14 protein-coding genes are annotated in these 14,353 nt (G+C 67.6%); 9 read left to right on the top strand and 5 right to left on the bottom strand.

Annotation, left to right across the window (positions count from 1 at the left end; all coding sequences use genetic code 11):
- Positions 1–65: 65 nt before the first annotated feature.
- The 4 genes from AC1RNC_RS00710 to AC1RNC_RS00695 are packed head-to-tail and all read left to right on the top strand — an operon-like array spanning position 66 to position 2,784.
- Positions 66–374 (top strand): FliO/MopB family protein, encoded by a 309-nt coding sequence (locus tag AC1RNC_RS00710; protein WP_492836087.1) that lies wholly within the window; start codon positions 66–68, stop codon positions 372–374.
- A complete protein-coding gene (gene fliP / locus AC1RNC_RS00705) occupies positions 374–1,174 on the top strand; it encodes a flagellar type III secretion system pore protein FliP (protein WP_492882855.1) in 801 nt (266 codons plus the stop codon). The genes AC1RNC_RS00710 and fliP overlap by 1 nt, the downstream gene beginning before the upstream one ends.
- A 26-nt stretch (positions 1,175–1,200) precedes the next feature.
- A complete protein-coding gene (locus AC1RNC_RS00700; RefSeq protein WP_492882853.1) occupies positions 1,201–2,112 on the top strand; it encodes a ribokinase in 912 nt (303 codons plus the stop codon).
- Between the two features lie 36 nt (positions 2,113–2,148).
- Entirely contained in the window at positions 2,149–2,784 is a 636-nt protein-coding gene (locus tag AC1RNC_RS00695) for a glutathione S-transferase family protein (RefSeq protein WP_492882851.1), read from the top strand.
- 28 nt (positions 2,785–2,812) lie between these two features.
- Here AC1RNC_RS00695 and mopJ read toward each other — a convergent pair whose 3' ends face one another.
- From mopJ to AC1RNC_RS00670, 5 genes are all read right to left on the bottom strand, one after another.
- Positions 2,813–3,307, bottom strand: a complete 495-nt coding sequence (gene mopJ, locus AC1RNC_RS00690) for a motility/cell cycle regulatory protein MopJ (RefSeq protein ID WP_492836089.1) — start codon at positions 3,305–3,307, stop codon at positions 2,813–2,815.
- A 197-nt stretch (positions 3,308–3,504) separates the two neighbouring features.
- Positions 3,505–3,924, bottom strand: coding sequence for a Ros/MucR family transcriptional regulator (locus AC1RNC_RS00685; RefSeq protein ID WP_492882849.1), 420 nt, complete (start codon positions 3,922–3,924; stop codon positions 3,505–3,507).
- Between the two features lie 230 nt (positions 3,925–4,154).
- Entirely contained in the window at positions 4,155–5,375 is a 1,221-nt protein-coding gene (locus AC1RNC_RS00680) for a DUF2336 domain-containing protein (protein ID WP_492882847.1), read from the bottom strand.
- Positions 5,376–5,445: 70 nt separating this feature from the next.
- Positions 5,446–6,330, bottom strand: a complete 885-nt coding sequence (locus tag AC1RNC_RS00675; RefSeq protein ID WP_492882845.1) for a crotonase/enoyl-CoA hydratase family protein — start codon at positions 6,328–6,330, stop codon at positions 5,446–5,448.
- A 209-nt stretch (positions 6,331–6,539) separates the two neighbouring features.
- Positions 6,540–7,874 (bottom strand): cytochrome P450, encoded by a 1,335-nt coding sequence (locus AC1RNC_RS00670; protein ID WP_492882843.1) that lies wholly within the window; start codon positions 7,872–7,874, stop codon positions 6,540–6,542.
- A gap of 178 nt (positions 7,875–8,052) precedes the next feature.
- Between AC1RNC_RS00670 and AC1RNC_RS00665 the strand changes: the two genes are divergently transcribed.
- The 5 genes from AC1RNC_RS00665 (at position 8,053) to AC1RNC_RS00645 (ending at position 14,291) form a co-directional block, all read left to right on the top strand.
- Positions 8,053–9,720 (top strand): GMC family oxidoreductase, encoded by a 1,668-nt coding sequence (locus AC1RNC_RS00665; protein ID WP_492882841.1) that lies wholly within the window; start codon positions 8,053–8,055, stop codon positions 9,718–9,720.
- An 18-nt stretch (positions 9,721–9,738) separates the two neighbouring features.
- Positions 9,739–11,277, top strand: a complete 1,539-nt coding sequence (locus AC1RNC_RS00660) for an acyl-CoA synthetase (protein ID WP_492882839.1) — start codon at positions 9,739–9,741, stop codon at positions 11,275–11,277.
- 50 nt (positions 11,278–11,327) lie between these two features.
- A complete protein-coding gene (locus tag AC1RNC_RS00655; protein ID WP_492882838.1) occupies positions 11,328–12,344 on the top strand; it encodes a nucleotidyltransferase family protein in 1,017 nt (338 codons plus the stop codon).
- 50 nt (positions 12,345–12,394) lie between these two features.
- Positions 12,395–13,726 carry an Nramp family divalent metal transporter gene (locus tag AC1RNC_RS00650; RefSeq protein WP_492884357.1) on the top strand — a complete coding sequence of 444 codons (1,332 nt, stop codon included), beginning with the start codon at positions 12,395–12,397 and terminating at the stop codon, positions 13,724–13,726.
- Positions 13,727–13,841: 115 nt separating this feature from the next.
- On the top strand, positions 13,842–14,291 hold the full coding sequence (locus tag AC1RNC_RS00645; RefSeq protein WP_125156076.1) for a MaoC family dehydratase: 450 nt from the start codon (positions 13,842–13,844) through the stop codon (positions 14,289–14,291).
- Positions 14,292–14,353: the final 62 nt, after the last annotated feature.

Genomic DNA, 14,353 nt, shown 5'->3' with positions numbered 1-14,353 from the left:
CAGGCACACCAGTGTCGTGGGCCTGTTCCGCCTGCGCCAAGTTGTCTCGCTTTTGGGCGGCCATGATCGACATCATCGAGTTCATTCGCGCCCTCGCCGCCCTGGCCGTGACCCTGGGCCTGATCGGCCTGGCCGCCTGGGCGATGCGCAAGTACGGCCCCGACGCCATCGGCCGCGTGATCGCCGCCCGGCAAGACCGCCGCCTGAGGATCGTCGAGAGCCTGGCCCTCGACCCGACCCGCCGCCTGGTGGTGGTCAGCCTGGACGGCGAGGAGCGCATGGTCCTGCTGGGCGACGGCAAGCTGCTGGACTGGATTCCGCAACCGCGTCCCGTCGTCGAAGTCCCCGCCCCCGCCTCGGAGCCCGTGGCCTGATGATCCGCGACCTGATCAAGACCGTGACGGGCGCCCGGCCGGAGGATCTCCGCCGCGCCGCGATCATCTCGGTGCTGGCCGCCATCGCCTTCGGCGTCATGCCGGCCGCGGCCATGGCCCAGTCGGCCGTGAACATCAACCTGGGGACCGGCGCGGGCCTGACCGACCGGGTCGTCCAGCTGGTCGGCCTGATGACGGTGCTGTCCCTGGCCCCGTCGATCGTGATCATGACCACCTCGTTCGTGCGGATCGTGGTGGTGCTGGGCCTGCTGCGCACGGCCATCGGCATTCAGCAGAGCCCGCCCAACCCGGTGATCATCAGCCTGGCCCTGTTCCTGACCGCCATCGTCATGGGCCCGACCTTCGAGAAGTCCTACGACGCCGGCATCAAGCCGCTGCTGGACCACCAGATCGAGCTGCCGGAAGCCTTCGACCAGGCCAGCGGTCCGGTGAAGCAGTTCATGCTGAAGCAGGTCGGCCGCGAGGACCTGGCCCTGTTCGTCCGCCTGTCCAAGGTTCCGCAGACCAAGAACGTCCAGGACCTGCCGATGAAGGTGGTGACACCGGCCTTCATGATCTCGGAGCTGAAGCGCGCCTTCGAGATCGGCTTCCTGCTGTTCATCCCGTTCCTGGTCATCGACCTGGTGGTGGCGAGCGTGCTGATGAGCATGGGCATGATGATGCTGCCGCCGGCGACCATAAGCCTGCCCTTCAAACTGATCTTCTTCGTGCTAGTGGACGGCTGGCGACTCGTGGCGGGCAGTCTCGTGGAGAGCTTCCAACGGGGCGGCGGCGGTTAGGCGCATTTAGCTAGAAGACGTACGACATGACTGTTTTTGTCCTGGGCTCGATCAATCTGGACGCCGTGGCGCGGGTCGACGACCTGCCCAGACCCGGCGAGACCGTGGCGGGCACCTCCCTGGAACTCTTCCTCGGCGGCAAGGGCGCCAACCAGGCGGTCGCCGCCGCGCGCATGGGTGTGGCCACGCGGCTGATGGGGGCCGTGGGCGGCGACGATAGCGGCCTCAGCCTCAAGGCCAAGCTGGCCGGCTATGGCGTGCAGGTCGCCGACGTCATGGCGCTGGAGGGCGTGCCGACCGGCCAGGCCCACGTCTGGGTCGCCAACAACGCCGAGAACATGATCGTGGTCACGGCCGGGGCCAACGCCATGATCACGGCGCAGCAGGTCGCCGCTACGGCGATCGAGGGCCAGCGCGTGCTGCTCTGCCAGTTGGAGACCCCGCCCGTGGCCATCGAGGCCCTGTTCCGCCTCGGCGCGGCCAAGGGCGCGCTGCGGGTGCTGAACGCCGCGCCGGCCCTGCCGCAGGGCGCGGCCCTGTTTCCGCTGACCGACATCCTGATCGTCAACCAGACCGAGCTGGCCAGCTACGCCAAGCTGGACCGCGAGCCGATGCGCCTGGAGGAGGTGTCGGTGGCGGCCCGCAAGCTGATGAGCCGCCCGGACCAGACGATCATCGTCACCCTGGGATCCGCGGGCGTCGCCGCCGTGCGCCGCGACGAGGCCTTCCTGGTCGAGGGCAAGAAGGTCAAGGCCGTCGACACCGTCGGGGCTGGCGACTGCTTCTGCGGCAGCCTGTGCGCGGCCCTGGCTTCGGGCATGGACCTGCGCGAGGCCGTCGAGCTGGCCAACGCCGCCGCGGCTTTGTCGGTGCAGAAAGCGGGCGCCGCGCCGTCGATGCCGTCCCGGCGCGAGGTCGAGGCGTTTTTGGAGGGGTGAGACCCTCTGATTGCCGAAGCAGATTGGAGCCCGCGCATGGAGTTGATCAGCCTTCCGGTATCGCCCTTCGCGGCGCGGGTCCGCATCGCGATCTACGCCAAGGGCCTGTCGATCGACCTGGTCCCGCCGCCGGCGGACTGGCGCGAAAGCCGCCGCTTTCGGGACCTCAGCCCGACCGGTCGCATCCCGGTCCTGCTCGACGACCGCGGCCCGATCTGGGAGTCGGCGGTCCTGCTCGACTATCTGGAGGAACGGTTTCCAGAAGCGCCGTCTTTGATGCCGGTCGACGCCTTCGACCGGGCGATGGCCAGACTCCTGGTGCGGCACGTCGACCTGTACCTGATGCCGCCGATGGTGGTTCTCGCCCGGCCTGGCGTCGAAGACGCCAACGCCCGTCGGGCCGTCGAGGACCTGCTGGACGGCGTCGCCATGCTCGATGGTATGCTGAAAGGGCCACGATACGCCCTGTGCGATCGCCTCACGATCGCCGACTGCGCCCTCGCGCCCGCCCTCTTCGCGATCCGCGTGACGGCCGAACGCCTCGGGATGGACCTGGTCGAAGCCGGTTCGCTCACCGAGACCTATAGCCGGCTTTCAGGGCGGGATCCCCATGTGGGACGGGTGATCGAGGAGATGGAGGAGGGCTTGCGCCACCTGGTTCGGCTCGGCTAGCCGCCCCGGCTCCGTCGAAGCCCGGGCCTCAGGCCGCCCGGATGCCCGAGAAGCCCTCGGACTGGGAACCGACCACGGCGTCGTAGCCGAGGATCATGTCGACATCCTTGCCGTTGCTGGCCAGCGGCAGGCGCAGCCACAGGATCGACATGTGCGGGGCGCCGCGCCAGGCCAGGCTGTGGACGCCGACGCCGGGGCGGCGCTCGTCGACCACCTTGTCCAGTTCCTTGCGCCAGTAGTCGAAGGCGTCCTTGTTGTAGACGTCGCCGATCATCCGGCCGGTGATCTCGCGGCCATAGACGCCATAGAGGCCGGTGCCGGCCAGGCGCAGGCGGTAGTCGCGGGGCTGGTTGACCACGTCGATCAACGACACCGTCGGCAGCAGCCGCTTCATGCTCGTGGGATGCAGGTCGACGCGCGCGGGGAGCCTCGCCCCCCGACGGAGGGACGCCCAGTAGGCGAACATCTCCTGGTGAGCGCGGGCCGCCGTGGCGGATGCGCTCAGTTGCGCGGACATCTTCAGAGTCCTTAACAAGTCGTTGGAATCACTTCGATTCACTATCGCTTAAGGAACGAATCGGCGGCAAGCGAAAAACATGTCGCGCGACAAGATTCCCGCGGAGAGTCAATCACCAACGAACACGCCCGCCGTCCGGGTTCGGACGACGGGCGTTATGATCTTCAGTTTGGCCCCAAGGCCAAGCTTTTGTTCCGACTCGGCTATTTCGTCTTGCGGGCGGGTTTGCGACCGCCCTGGCCCAGGCCCATCTGCTTGGCCAGGTTCGAACGCGCCTCGGCGTAGTTCGGCGCCACCATCGGGTAATCCTTGGGCAGGTTCCACTTCGCCCGGTACTCTTCCGGCGTCATGTCGTACTTGGTGCGCAGGTGGCGCTTCAGCGATTTGAACTTCCGGCCGTCTTCCAGGCAGATCAGGAAGTCGGGCGTGATCGACTTCTTGACGGCGACCGCGGGCTCTTTCGGAGCGGGGGCGGGCTCGGCCGCCGGCGAACCGACGGTGGCGAGGGCGCCGTGAACCTGCTGGATCAGCGCGGGAAGGTCGGCCGTGGCGACCACATTGTTGCCGACATAGGCCGAAACAATGCCCGCGGTCATCTCGATCAGGTCGGATTGATCTTCCATCATAGCCTCGCCAGTCGACAAATCTTTTTGTTGATGTCTCTGATTCCAAGATCAGTCGAGGGCTGCATACAAAGATTGCAGACGCCCGGCAATACGGTCTCTACAAAGAGATCGCACGTAGTCTTCCAGTGTTCGTGAGATGGACATAACCGGCTAGAGGTTGTGTCCCGCATTTTGAGTTCCTGAACGACGTCCAGCGAACATATTGAGATACCAAAGATATCCCGAAACTAACGACCGAAGTCGCGGGACAGGGCCAGCATCGCCGCGCGCTGCGGCGCCGAGTATTCGTCCACGGCGGCTTCGTCGCCCTCGCGGATAGCCTTCAGCAGGGCCGGCGTCAGGGCCGAGGTCAGCGACCAGTTCCAGTAGCGCAGCACCGTCTGGGCGCGATCGACGGCGATGGTGTCATAGACGGTCAGCACCCGCTCCAGGGCTTGATCGGTCTGGCCGCTGTCGTCGACTTCCTGGCGGCGCAGCCCACGCCACAACTGGCGCACGCAAGCGCGCGGCAGGCCGGTGGCCTTGCAAAGGATGGCCAGCGGCTCGCCGCCCGGATCGGTGAAGATCTTGGCGCCGGTCATCGGCTTCAGGCCCGAAAGATAAGAGATCTCCTCGGCGATCTCGCGGGTGATGCCGGTCTCGCCGGCCGCCACCGCCTCGTCCAGGCTGCCGTAGGGGCTCTTGGCGATGGCGGCGCGGTTGCGCTGGCGGCGCTCGATGAACTGCAGCGCCTTGCGCGACAGCGGGTCCTGCCACCCCTCGGCCGAGGCCAGGGCGAAGACGTCGCCCACCGCGTCCTGCAGGATCTCGCGCGACACCGCGAAGCGCTGGAGGATCGTGCGGCGCGCCTCGGCGTCGGCCCACCAGAACATCACATAGGCATGGCTGGGCCGCAGTTCGGGCCGGCGCAGCAGCAGCGGGATCAGGTACTGGGCGTCGCGCGTGATGGCGACGATGTTCTCAACGCCCTGGTGGCTGAACTTGACCAGTTCGTTGCGCAGCAGGGTTTCGATGACGGCGGTCTCGCCCATGTCGATCAGCGCGTCGGCCACCACTTCGTTGACCCCGCGCCGCTTGGCGATGAGGCGGCGGTGATCGGTGGTCGACTGGTAGAGGCAGGCGATCAGGTCGGCGTCCGACAGCCGCTCGGCCTCGACCAGCAGGGCGCGGGCCACCGGCAGCTCGTCGCGCATCAGCAGGCGCGCCAGCACGCCTGGGATCTCGACGAGCGTAGCCAGGCGGCGGGCGACCCTCTCGCGCTCGCCGACATTGGCGTCGCGCAGCATCTCCACCAGCAGGTCGGCGGTCATCGAGCGTTCGAAGGCGTTGATCCGGCTGGTCGGCAGGCAGACGACGTCGGCCAGCCGCTTCAACAGCGCCGAGCGCGAGCGCGGCGCGGCCCTCGGGGCCTCCGGCTCGGGAAACGACAGGGACGCGGGCTCGCTCATCGCATCGACAAGATCAGATCGTGCTTAACGGGTCGTGAGCGAGAGCCGCGACAAACTCACCTAAAATCTCTTAGCGGAACTGGGGCTCCTCCCACTCTGGCCAGATGTCCGGCAGGTCGGTCGAGACCTTGTTGGGATAGACCGGCGCGCGCTTTTCCAGGAACGAGGTCACGCCCTCCTTGGCGTCGCCAGAGGCGCCGCGCGACTGGATGGCCCGGCTGTCGGCCTTGTGAGCCTCCATGGGATGCGAGGCGCCAGCCATGCGCCACAGCAGCTGCCGGGTCAGGGCGACCGAGACGGGGGCTGTGTTGTCGGCGATCTCGCGCGCCAGGGCGCGGGCGGCGGGCAGCAGATCGTCGGGCGCGTGCAGGGAGCGGACGAGCCCCTTCTCCAGCGCTTCCGACGCCGGGAACACGCGGCCGGTGTAGCACCACTCCAACGCCGTCTGCAGTCCGACCAGGCGCGGCAGGAACCAGCTCGAAGCGGCTTCCGGATTGATGCCCCGGCGGGCGAAGACGAAGCCGAACTTGGCCTCGGTCGAGGCCAGGCGGATGTCCATCGGCAGCTGCATGGTCACGCCCACCCCGACCGCCGCGCCGTTGATCGCGCCGATGATCGGTTTCAGGCTGTCGTACATCCGCAGGGTCACGCGACCGCCGCCGTCGCGATAGATGTCGCCGACCTTGCCCTCCTCCCGCTCCAGCGCCTGGGGCGAGGTCCGGTCGAAGGTGGCCCCGCCGGCGCCGAGATCGGCCCCGGCGCAGAACGCACGGCCCGCGCCGGTGATGATCACCACCTTCACCGCATCGTCGGCGTCGGTGACGTCCAGCACCTCCAGCAGATCCTTCATCATCCGGGCGGTGAAGGCGTTCATCCGCTCCGGACGGTTCAGGGTGATCGTCGCGATCCCGTCCTCGACGTCGTACAGCAGGGTCTCGAAGGTGGGTTGCGACATGCAGGCTCTCCGCTTTTGGGGCAGTCAAACATGCGTATGAACTCAGAGCAACGAGGAAGCCCTAACTAAAATCCGATCTCCCCGGCGAAAGCCGGGGCCCAGATTCAGCCTGAGCGGCTGGGGATGATCCGAGATACGCCGCGTCAGCTTGGCAGCCGCTCATGGGTTCGATCTGGGCCCCGGCTTTCGCCGGGTGACGGACGTTTTAGCTACCCCCGCCTCACCCCCAGCTTGCTGATCGCATGCACGAAGTTGTTCGGCGCGATCTCGATGTTTCCGGTCCACTTCAGATCCGGGAAGCGGGTCAGGATCTGGCGGTAGGCTTCCTCCAGCTGGATCTGGGCGACGCGCTTACCGATGCAGGTGTGGGGGCCATAGCCGAAGGCGATGTGCTTGCTGGCGTTGGGCCGCGTGACGTCCAGCGTGTCGGGCTCGGAGAACATCGCCGGGTCGCGGTTGGCGGCGCCGTAGTACATGACCACCTTCTCGCCCTCGCGGATCAGTTGGCCGTCGACCTCGACATCGCGGGTGGCCGTGCGGCGCATGTAGATCACCGGGCTGACCATGCGGATGAACTCGTCGACCGCGCCGGGCAGCAGCGACGGATCGTCGATCAGCTTCTGCTTCTGGTCCGGAAACTCGGTCAGCAGCTTCATCGCGCCCGACAGGGTGTTGCGGGTGGTGTCGTTGCCGGCGAACACGATCAACAGCCACGAGCCGTCCAGATATTCGTCGGCCAGCAGGGCGCCGTCGACCTGGGCCCGCGCGATGGCGGTCATCAGGTCTTCCCGCGGGTCTTCGCGACGCCGCTTCAGCATCATGCGGCCGTAGTCGAACATCTCCTCGACGCCGGTGTTGAAGTCCTGGACGAACTGCATCAGCTCCAGCGTCGGGGCGACGGGGGCGGCGGCGTTCTGGACGGCTAGGTCCTGGGCGCGCTCGAGATAGTGCATCCACTTGAGGAACCGGGGCCGATCCTCGGGCGGCACGCCCAGGATCTCGCACAGGGTGAACAGCGGCAGGTGCGACGAGAAGTGTTCGACCATGTCGATCTCGGCGCCGTTCGCCAGCAGCGGCTCCATCGCGTCCAGAAGCCGCGTCACCTCGGCCCGCACCCGCTCGGTGAGGCCGCGCAGATAGGCCGGCGTGAAATACGGCATGTGCTCGCGGCGCAGCTGCAGATGATGCGGCGCGTCGAGATTGATCATGGTGTCCATCGACGCCCTGAACAGCAGCGCGTGGCGCTTCTCGGGCGAGCCCATCGACATCAGGATGCCGCCGCGCTGGGACGAGAAGGCCTCCGGATCGCCATTGACCCGCTGGACGTCGTCGTATCGCGTCAGAGCCCAGAAGCCGGGGCCATCGAACGGCTCCGGATGCCACATCACCGGCGCCTCGGTCCGCATCCGCGCGAAGTCGGCCCAGGGCTGGCCCTTCGAGAACCGGAAGATGTCGGCGAGGTCCACGCCGGCAAGCGTCGGATAGGCCGGCGGCGCGCCGGGACCCGCCACACCGTCCACCACTGTCTGGCTGATCAGGTCCATCGCACGCCTCCCGGATGGCGCCCATGTGAACGCCGTTCTTTCGGCGGACGATAGCCCGGAAACAGGTCGAACCAACGGCGCCGCGACGGCAACTTGCGCGATCGCGAAAGCTGGGCGCATCCTGCCAACTGAACGCCGATCATGCGCAGACAAGCAGACGGCGACAGGGAGAGAGACGATGACCGGGATCATCGAGGCCGACTACGTCGTCGTGGGCGCGGGCTCGGCCGGCTGCGTGCTGGCGGCGAGGCTGTCCGAGGACGGCAAGTTCAAGGTCGTGCTGCTGGAGGCCGGCGGCGACGACCGCCCGACCAAGAACCTCTCCCAGTTCGCCTCGAACCTGATGATCCACATCCCGGTCGGCTATTCGTCGACGCTGAAGGATCCCAAGGTCAACTGGCTCTACCAGACCGAGCCCGACCCCGGCACCGGCGGCCGCACCCACGTCTGGCCGCGCGGCAAGGTGCTGGGCGGCTCGTCCTCGATCAACGGCCTGCTCTATATCCGCGGCCAGCACGCCGACTATGACGGCTGGCGGCAGCTGGGCTGCGAGGGCTGGGGCTGGGACGACGTCGCCCCCTATTTCCGCCGCGCCGAGCACCAGGAACGCGGCGAAAGCGACTGGCACGCCACGGGCGGACCGCTGAACGTCTCGGACGTCACCGAGAAGAACCCGATCTCGAACGCGGTGATCGAGGCCTGCGAACAGGCCGGCATTCCGCGCAACGACGACGTCAACGGCGTCTCCCAGGAGGGCGCGACCTACTACCAGCTGACGGTCAAGAACGGCCAGCGCTGCTCGGCGGCGGTGGCCTATCTGCACCCGGCGATGAACCGTCCCAACCTCCGGGTCGAGACCAACGCCCTGGCCGGCAAGGTGCTGTTCGAGGGCAAGCGCGCGGTCGGCGTCGAGTTCACCCAGAACGGCGTCAGGCGCGTGGTCAAGGCGCGGGGCGAGGTCATCCTGGCCGGCGGGGCGATCAACTCGCCGCAGCTCCTGCAGCTGTCGGGCGTCGGTCCGGCCGAATTGCTGATCCGCAACGGGATCAAGGTCGTCGCCGACCTGCCCGGCGTCGGCGAGAACCTGCAGGACCACTACGTGATGAGCGTGCGCTATAGGCTTAAGGCCGGCGTGGTCTCGGTCAACGAGCAGTCCAAGGGCGGCCGGCTGGCCGGCGAGGCGTTGCGCTATCTCTTCCAGCGCAAGGGTCTGCTGACGCTATCGGCCGCCCACATCGCCGCCTTCTGCAAGTCGCGGCCGGATCTCGCCGGACCGGACATCCAGTTCCACATCCTTCCGGCGACCATGGACCTGGACAAGCTGGTCAACGAACAGAAGATGGAGCTGGAGAACGCGCCCGGCCTGACCATCGCCCCCTGCCAACTGCGCCCCGAGAGCCGCGGCCACGTGCGGATCAAGTCGGCCGATCCCAGCGTCTACCCGACCATCTTCGCCAACTACCTGGCCGATCCGCTGGACCAGGAAGTCGCCGTGGCGGGCCTGAAGTGGGCGCGCAAGATCGGCCAGGCCGCCGCGCTGTCGCCCTATGTCGAGAGCGAGATCAATCCGGGCGGCGAGTTCGCCACCGACGAGCAGCTGCTGGCCTATGCCCGCCTCTCCGGCTCGACGATCTATCACCCGGTCGGCACCTGCCAGATGGGCCAGGGCGTGATGGCCGTGGTCGACGCCCAGTTGCGCGTGCGCGGGGTCGAGGGCCTGCGGGTCGTCGACGCCTCGGTCATGCCGCGCCTCGTCTCCGGCAACACCAACGCCCCCACGATCATGATCGCCGAAAAGGCCAGCGACATGATCCGCGAAGCCGCTCGCGCCCCCGTCGCCGCCTGAGCCGAAGAGGTCCTGGACATGCACCCCTACCTCCACGCCCAGACCCAAGGCGACAAGCCCGCCTACATCATGGCCGGCTCCGGCGAGGTGGTGACCTACGCCCAGTTGGACCAGCGCTCGAACCAGGGCGCGCACCTGTTCCGCTCGCTCGGCCTGCAGCAAGGCGACGTCATCGCCATCCTGATGGAGAACAACGCCCGCTTCTTCGAGGTCGCCTGGGCGGCGCAGCGGGCGGGGCTGTACTTCGTCTGCGTCTCGACCAAGCTGACCGCGGCCGAGGTCGAATACATCCTCGAGGACTGCGGGGCGAAGGTGTTCATCACCTCCACCGCCATGGGACCGCTGATCGACGAGGTGGCCCGGCTGGTCCCGGACCTGACCCTGTTCACGGTCGGCGGCGCCCAGGGCGCCTATGCCGACTTCGAGGAAGCCCGCGCCCCTGAGCCGACCACGCCGATCGCCGACGAGAGCGCCGGCTCGGACATGCTCTACTCGTCCGGCACCACGGGTCGGCCCAAGGGCGTGAAGCCCGCCCTGAACGGCGGCCCCATCGACGCGCCCAACGCCTTGCAGATGATGGCCCAGGGGTTGTTCGGCTTTTCCGGCGACAGCGTCTACATCTCGCCCGCCCCGCTCTACCATGCCGCCCCGCTGCGCTGGTGCATGACCGTCCACAAGCTGGGCGGCACGGTGATCGTGCTGGAGAAGTTCGATCCCGAGACCGCCCTGGCCCTGATCGAGCGGCACAAGGTCAATTGCGGCCAGTTCGTCCCGACCCACTTCGTGCGGATGCTGAAGCTGCCGGAAGAGGTCCGCGGCAAGTACGACGTGTCGTCGATGAGGTCGGCGGTCCACGCGGCCGCCCCCTGCCCGATCCCGGTCAAGGAGCAGATGATCGCCTGGTGGGGTCCGGTGATCTACGAGTACTACGCCGGCACCGAGGGCAACGGCTTCTGCTGGATCAACTCCGACAACTGGCTGGCCCACAAGGGCAGCGTCGGCCAGGCGGTGCTGGGCGAACTGCGCATCTGCGACGACGCCGGCGACCCGGTCCCGCCCCGCACCGAGGGCGCGGTCTACTTCGCCAACGGCCCGGCGGTGAACTATCACAACGCCCCGGAGAAGACCGCCGAGAGCTACAACAAGCACGGCTGGACGACGCTGGGCGACGTCGGCTGGGCGGACGAGGAAGGCTTCCTCTACCTGACCGACCGCAAGAGCTTCATGATCATCTCGGGCGGGGTGAACATCTATCCGCAGGAGATCGAGAACCTGCTGATCACCCACCCCAAGGTCGCCGACGCCGCCGTGGTCGGAGCGCCCTGCGAGGAGATGGGCGAGCAGGTCGTGGCGGTCATCCAGCCCATGGACCACGCCGAGGATCAGGCGGCTCTCGCCGCCGAGCTGATGGCCTTCGCCCGCGCCAATCTCAGCCACGTGAAGTCGCCCAGGCGGATCGACTTCATGGCCGAACTGCCCCGGCACCCGACCGGCAAGCTCTACAAGCGGCTGATCCGCGACGCGTACTGGGGCAAGGGCGAGAGCCGGATCGTCTAGCTCCCGGGAAAGTTATACGCAGATTTCAGATTTGCGTATAACTTGCTTGCATGATCCAGCGCCTGCCGCTTTCGGCCAGCACCAGCTACGCGGAACTGATGGAACGCCTGCGCCTCGCGCGTCTGGGCGAGTTTCCGGCTGGGTCGAGCTTCGTCTCCAAGACGGTGAAGGGCCGGATCTACTGGTACGTCCAGATGCCGACTGGCGGCGTGAGCAGCCGCAAGCAAGTCTATGTCGGCCCCGACAGCGAAGACCTGCGCGAGCGGATCGCCCGCCACGGTGAACATCGCGCCGACGTCGAGGATCGTCGCCGACTGGTGGCGGCCATCGTCGCCTCGGGCGCGCCCCGCCCCGATCGCACCAGCGGCGAGATCGCCGCCGCCCTGGCCGAGGCCGGCGCGTTCCGGCTGCGGGCCCTGGTCATCGGCACCACCGCCTATCAGACCTATGCGGCGCACCTGGCCGTCCGCCTGCCGATCACCAGCCTGGCGACCCTGGACCTCGACATCGCCCAGGACTTCGGGATCGCCACGCATGTCGACGACAAGCTGGAGCGCCCCGTGCTCGATATTCTGCGCGGCCTGGATCCGCGCTTCCGCCCCGTCAGCTACGCTTTCGACGCCGCCCGCACGACAAGCTACGCCCTGGGCGAGCGCTATCGGGTCGACGTGCTGACCACCAATCGCGGCGCGCCGCGCGACAAGCCCTCTTTCCTGCCGACCTTGGGAAGCGACGCCGCGCCCCTCCCCTTCATGGACTATCTGCTGCGCGAGCCGGTCGAGACGGCGATGCTGCATGGCGCCGGCGTGCTGGTGAACGTCCCCGCCCCCGCTCGCTACGCCGTGCACAAGCTGATCGTCAGCCGTGATCGCAAGGTCAATCCGGAGAAGGGCCTCAAGGACCGGCTGCAGGCCGCGCAGCTGATCGAGATCCTGACGGAGGACGACCCCTTCGCCCTCCGCGACGCCTATGCCGAGGCCCGCGAGCGCGGCGAGACGTGGCGGACCCTGCTGGACGAGGCCGTCAGCCTGCTGCCCGAGGCCGCGCGCGAGGCGTTGGAGCGCTAAGCCGCGCCTTTGGTTCTATACGTGCGGCGAATCCACGCTAACGCTTGGCCATGCTCGCCGCCCTGCTCGACCGCCTTCCCAAGACCGCCACCGCGCCATTCTGTCCGGCGGAGGTTCGGGGCGCGGTCGCCGTGCCCGATGGCCTGCCAGCCTGGAAGCGGATGCTGCGGGTCGCTGGGCCTGGCCTGCTGGTCAGCGTCGGCTACATGGACCCCGGCAACTGGGCGACCGACATCGAGGCCGGGTCGCGCTATGGCACGTCGCTGCTGTTCGTGGTGGTGCTGTCGAGCCTGGCGGCGATCGTGCTGCAGACCCTGTCGATGCGGCTGGGCCTGGTCACGGGCAAGGACCTGGCCCGCATGTCGCGCGAACGGTTCGGGCCGCGCACGGTCAAGGTCCAGTGGCTGCTGGCCGAACTGGCCATCATCGCCTGCGACATCGCCGAGGTGCTGGGTTCGGCCCTGGCCTTCAAGCTGCTGCTGGGCATCCCGCTGTGGGGCGGGGTGCTGCTGACCGCCTTGGACACGGTCATCGTGCTAGGTCTCAAGGGCAAGGGCTTCCGGCAGCTGGAGGCGATCATCCTGGGCCTGATCTCGACGATCGGGATCTGCTTCGCGGTCCAGCTGATCCTGGCCCCGCCCAACGCCGGCGACGTCGCACGCGGCCTCATTCCATCGCTGGACGCGCTGAAGCAGGGCAACGCCCTCTATCTGGCGATCGGCATCCTGGGCGCGACGATCATGCCGCATAACCTCTACCTGCACTCGGCGATCGTTCAGACCCGGGTGACGCCGACCGACGAGGCGGGCAAGCGCGCCGCCCTTCGCCTGTCGACCCTCGACACCGTCGTGTCGCTGGCCCTGGCGCTGTTCATCAACGCCGCCATCCTGATCCTGGCGGCCTCGGCCTTTCACGGCTCGGGCCTGACCGAAGTGGCCGGCATCGAGGAGGCGCATCAGCTGCTGGCCCCGGTCACCGGCGGCGCGCTGGCCGGCGTGCTGTTCGCCATCGCCCTGTTCGCCTCGGGCCAGAGTTCGACCTTCACCGGCACCATCGCCGGCCAGGTGATCCTGGAGGGGTTCCTGGACCTGAAAATCCCCTGCTGGCAGCGGCGGCTGATCACCCGGGGTCTGGCCATCGTCCCGGCCCTGATCGGCGTGCTGACCCTGGGCGAGCACTCGGTCGGCAAGCTGCTGGTGCTGACCCAGGTGGTGCTGAGCGCCCAGCTGCCGTTCGCCATCTGGCCGCTGCTGCGCTTCACCGACGACAAGGCGCTGATGGGCGTTTTCGCCAATGGCTGGCGGACCAAGACGGTCGCATGGTTCCTGTTCGTGGTGATCTCGGCGGCGAATGTCTGGCTGGTGGTTTCGACCTTCTCCTAAAATCACCGATCTCCCCGGCGAACGCCGGGGAGATCGGTTGGAATAACGGCTACCGCTTGCCCTTAATCACCACCCATGCGACCTATCCAAACAACTGTTCGAGGGAGAAAACACCATGAAGGAAGTCGCCTACGCCGACGTCGCCAGCCTGGTCGGCCAGGAGATCGGCGTGTCAGACTGGGTCGAGGTCACCCAGGAGCGCGTCAACCTGTTCGCCGAGGCCACCGGCGACCACCAGTGGATCCACGTCGACGTCGAGCGCGCCACCCGCGAGATCGGCGGCCCGATCGCTCACGGCTATCTGACCCTGTCACTGATCCCGATGCTGGGCGCGGACATCCTGCGCGTCACCGGCGTCACGCGCGGCATCAACTATGGCTGCGACAAGGTCCGCTTCACCGGCATGGTCCGGGTCGGCAAGCGCGTGCGCATGCGCCAGAAGCTGCTATCGGCCGAGCCCAAGTCGGGCGGCCTGCAGATGAAGAACGAGTGCACCATCGAGATCGAGGGCGAGGAGCGCCCGGCCTGCGTGGCCGAGACGATCTCGGTGATCTACGGAGCGTAGGTCGCCCACGACCCTCGGACCGCCGGAATCGCGCTAGCGTCCAGCGGTCCGAGGAGCGTCTC

This window comes from Caulobacter sp. GW822-FHT01G02 (assembly GCF_058802865.1).
This window is presented reverse-complemented; position numbering and strand designations above follow the sequence as displayed.

Excerpts from the sequence above, each read along its gene's own strand:
- AC1RNC_RS00680 (WP_492882847.1), bottom strand. The coding sequence starts at position 5,375 with ATGAGCGAGCCCGCGTCCCTGTCGTTTCCCGAGCCGGAGGCCCCGAGG.
- AC1RNC_RS00700 (WP_492882853.1), top strand. The coding sequence starts at position 1,201 with ATGACTGTTTTTGTCCTGGGCTCGATCAATCTGGACGCCGTGGCGCGG.
- AC1RNC_RS00675 (WP_492882845.1), bottom strand. The coding sequence starts at position 6,330 with ATGTCGCAACCCACCTTCGAGACCCTGCTGTACGACGTCGAGGACGGG.
- fliP (WP_492882855.1), top strand. The coding sequence starts at position 374 with ATGATCCGCGACCTGATCAAGACCGTGACGGGCGCCCGGCCGGAGGAT.
- AC1RNC_RS00660 (WP_492882839.1), top strand. The coding sequence starts at position 9,739 with ATGCACCCCTACCTCCACGCCCAGACCCAAGGCGACAAGCCCGCCTAC.
- AC1RNC_RS00650 (WP_492884357.1), top strand. The coding sequence starts at position 12,395 with ATGCTCGCCGCCCTGCTCGACCGCCTTCCCAAGACCGCCACCGCGCCA.
- AC1RNC_RS00645 (WP_125156076.1), top strand. The coding sequence starts at position 13,842 with ATGAAGGAAGTCGCCTACGCCGACGTCGCCAGCCTGGTCGGCCAGGAG.
- AC1RNC_RS00685 (WP_492882849.1), bottom strand. The coding sequence starts at position 3,924 with ATGGAAGATCAATCCGACCTGATCGAGATGACCGCGGGCATTGTTTCG.
- AC1RNC_RS00695 (WP_492882851.1), top strand. The coding sequence starts at position 2,149 with ATGGAGTTGATCAGCCTTCCGGTATCGCCCTTCGCGGCGCGGGTCCGC.
- AC1RNC_RS00670 (WP_492882843.1), bottom strand. The coding sequence starts at position 7,874 with ATGGACCTGATCAGCCAGACAGTGGTGGACGGTGTGGCGGGTCCCGGC.
- AC1RNC_RS00655 (WP_492882838.1), top strand. The coding sequence starts at position 11,328 with ATGATCCAGCGCCTGCCGCTTTCGGCCAGCACCAGCTACGCGGAACTG.
- AC1RNC_RS00665 (WP_492882841.1), top strand. The coding sequence starts at position 8,053 with ATGACCGGGATCATCGAGGCCGACTACGTCGTCGTGGGCGCGGGCTCG.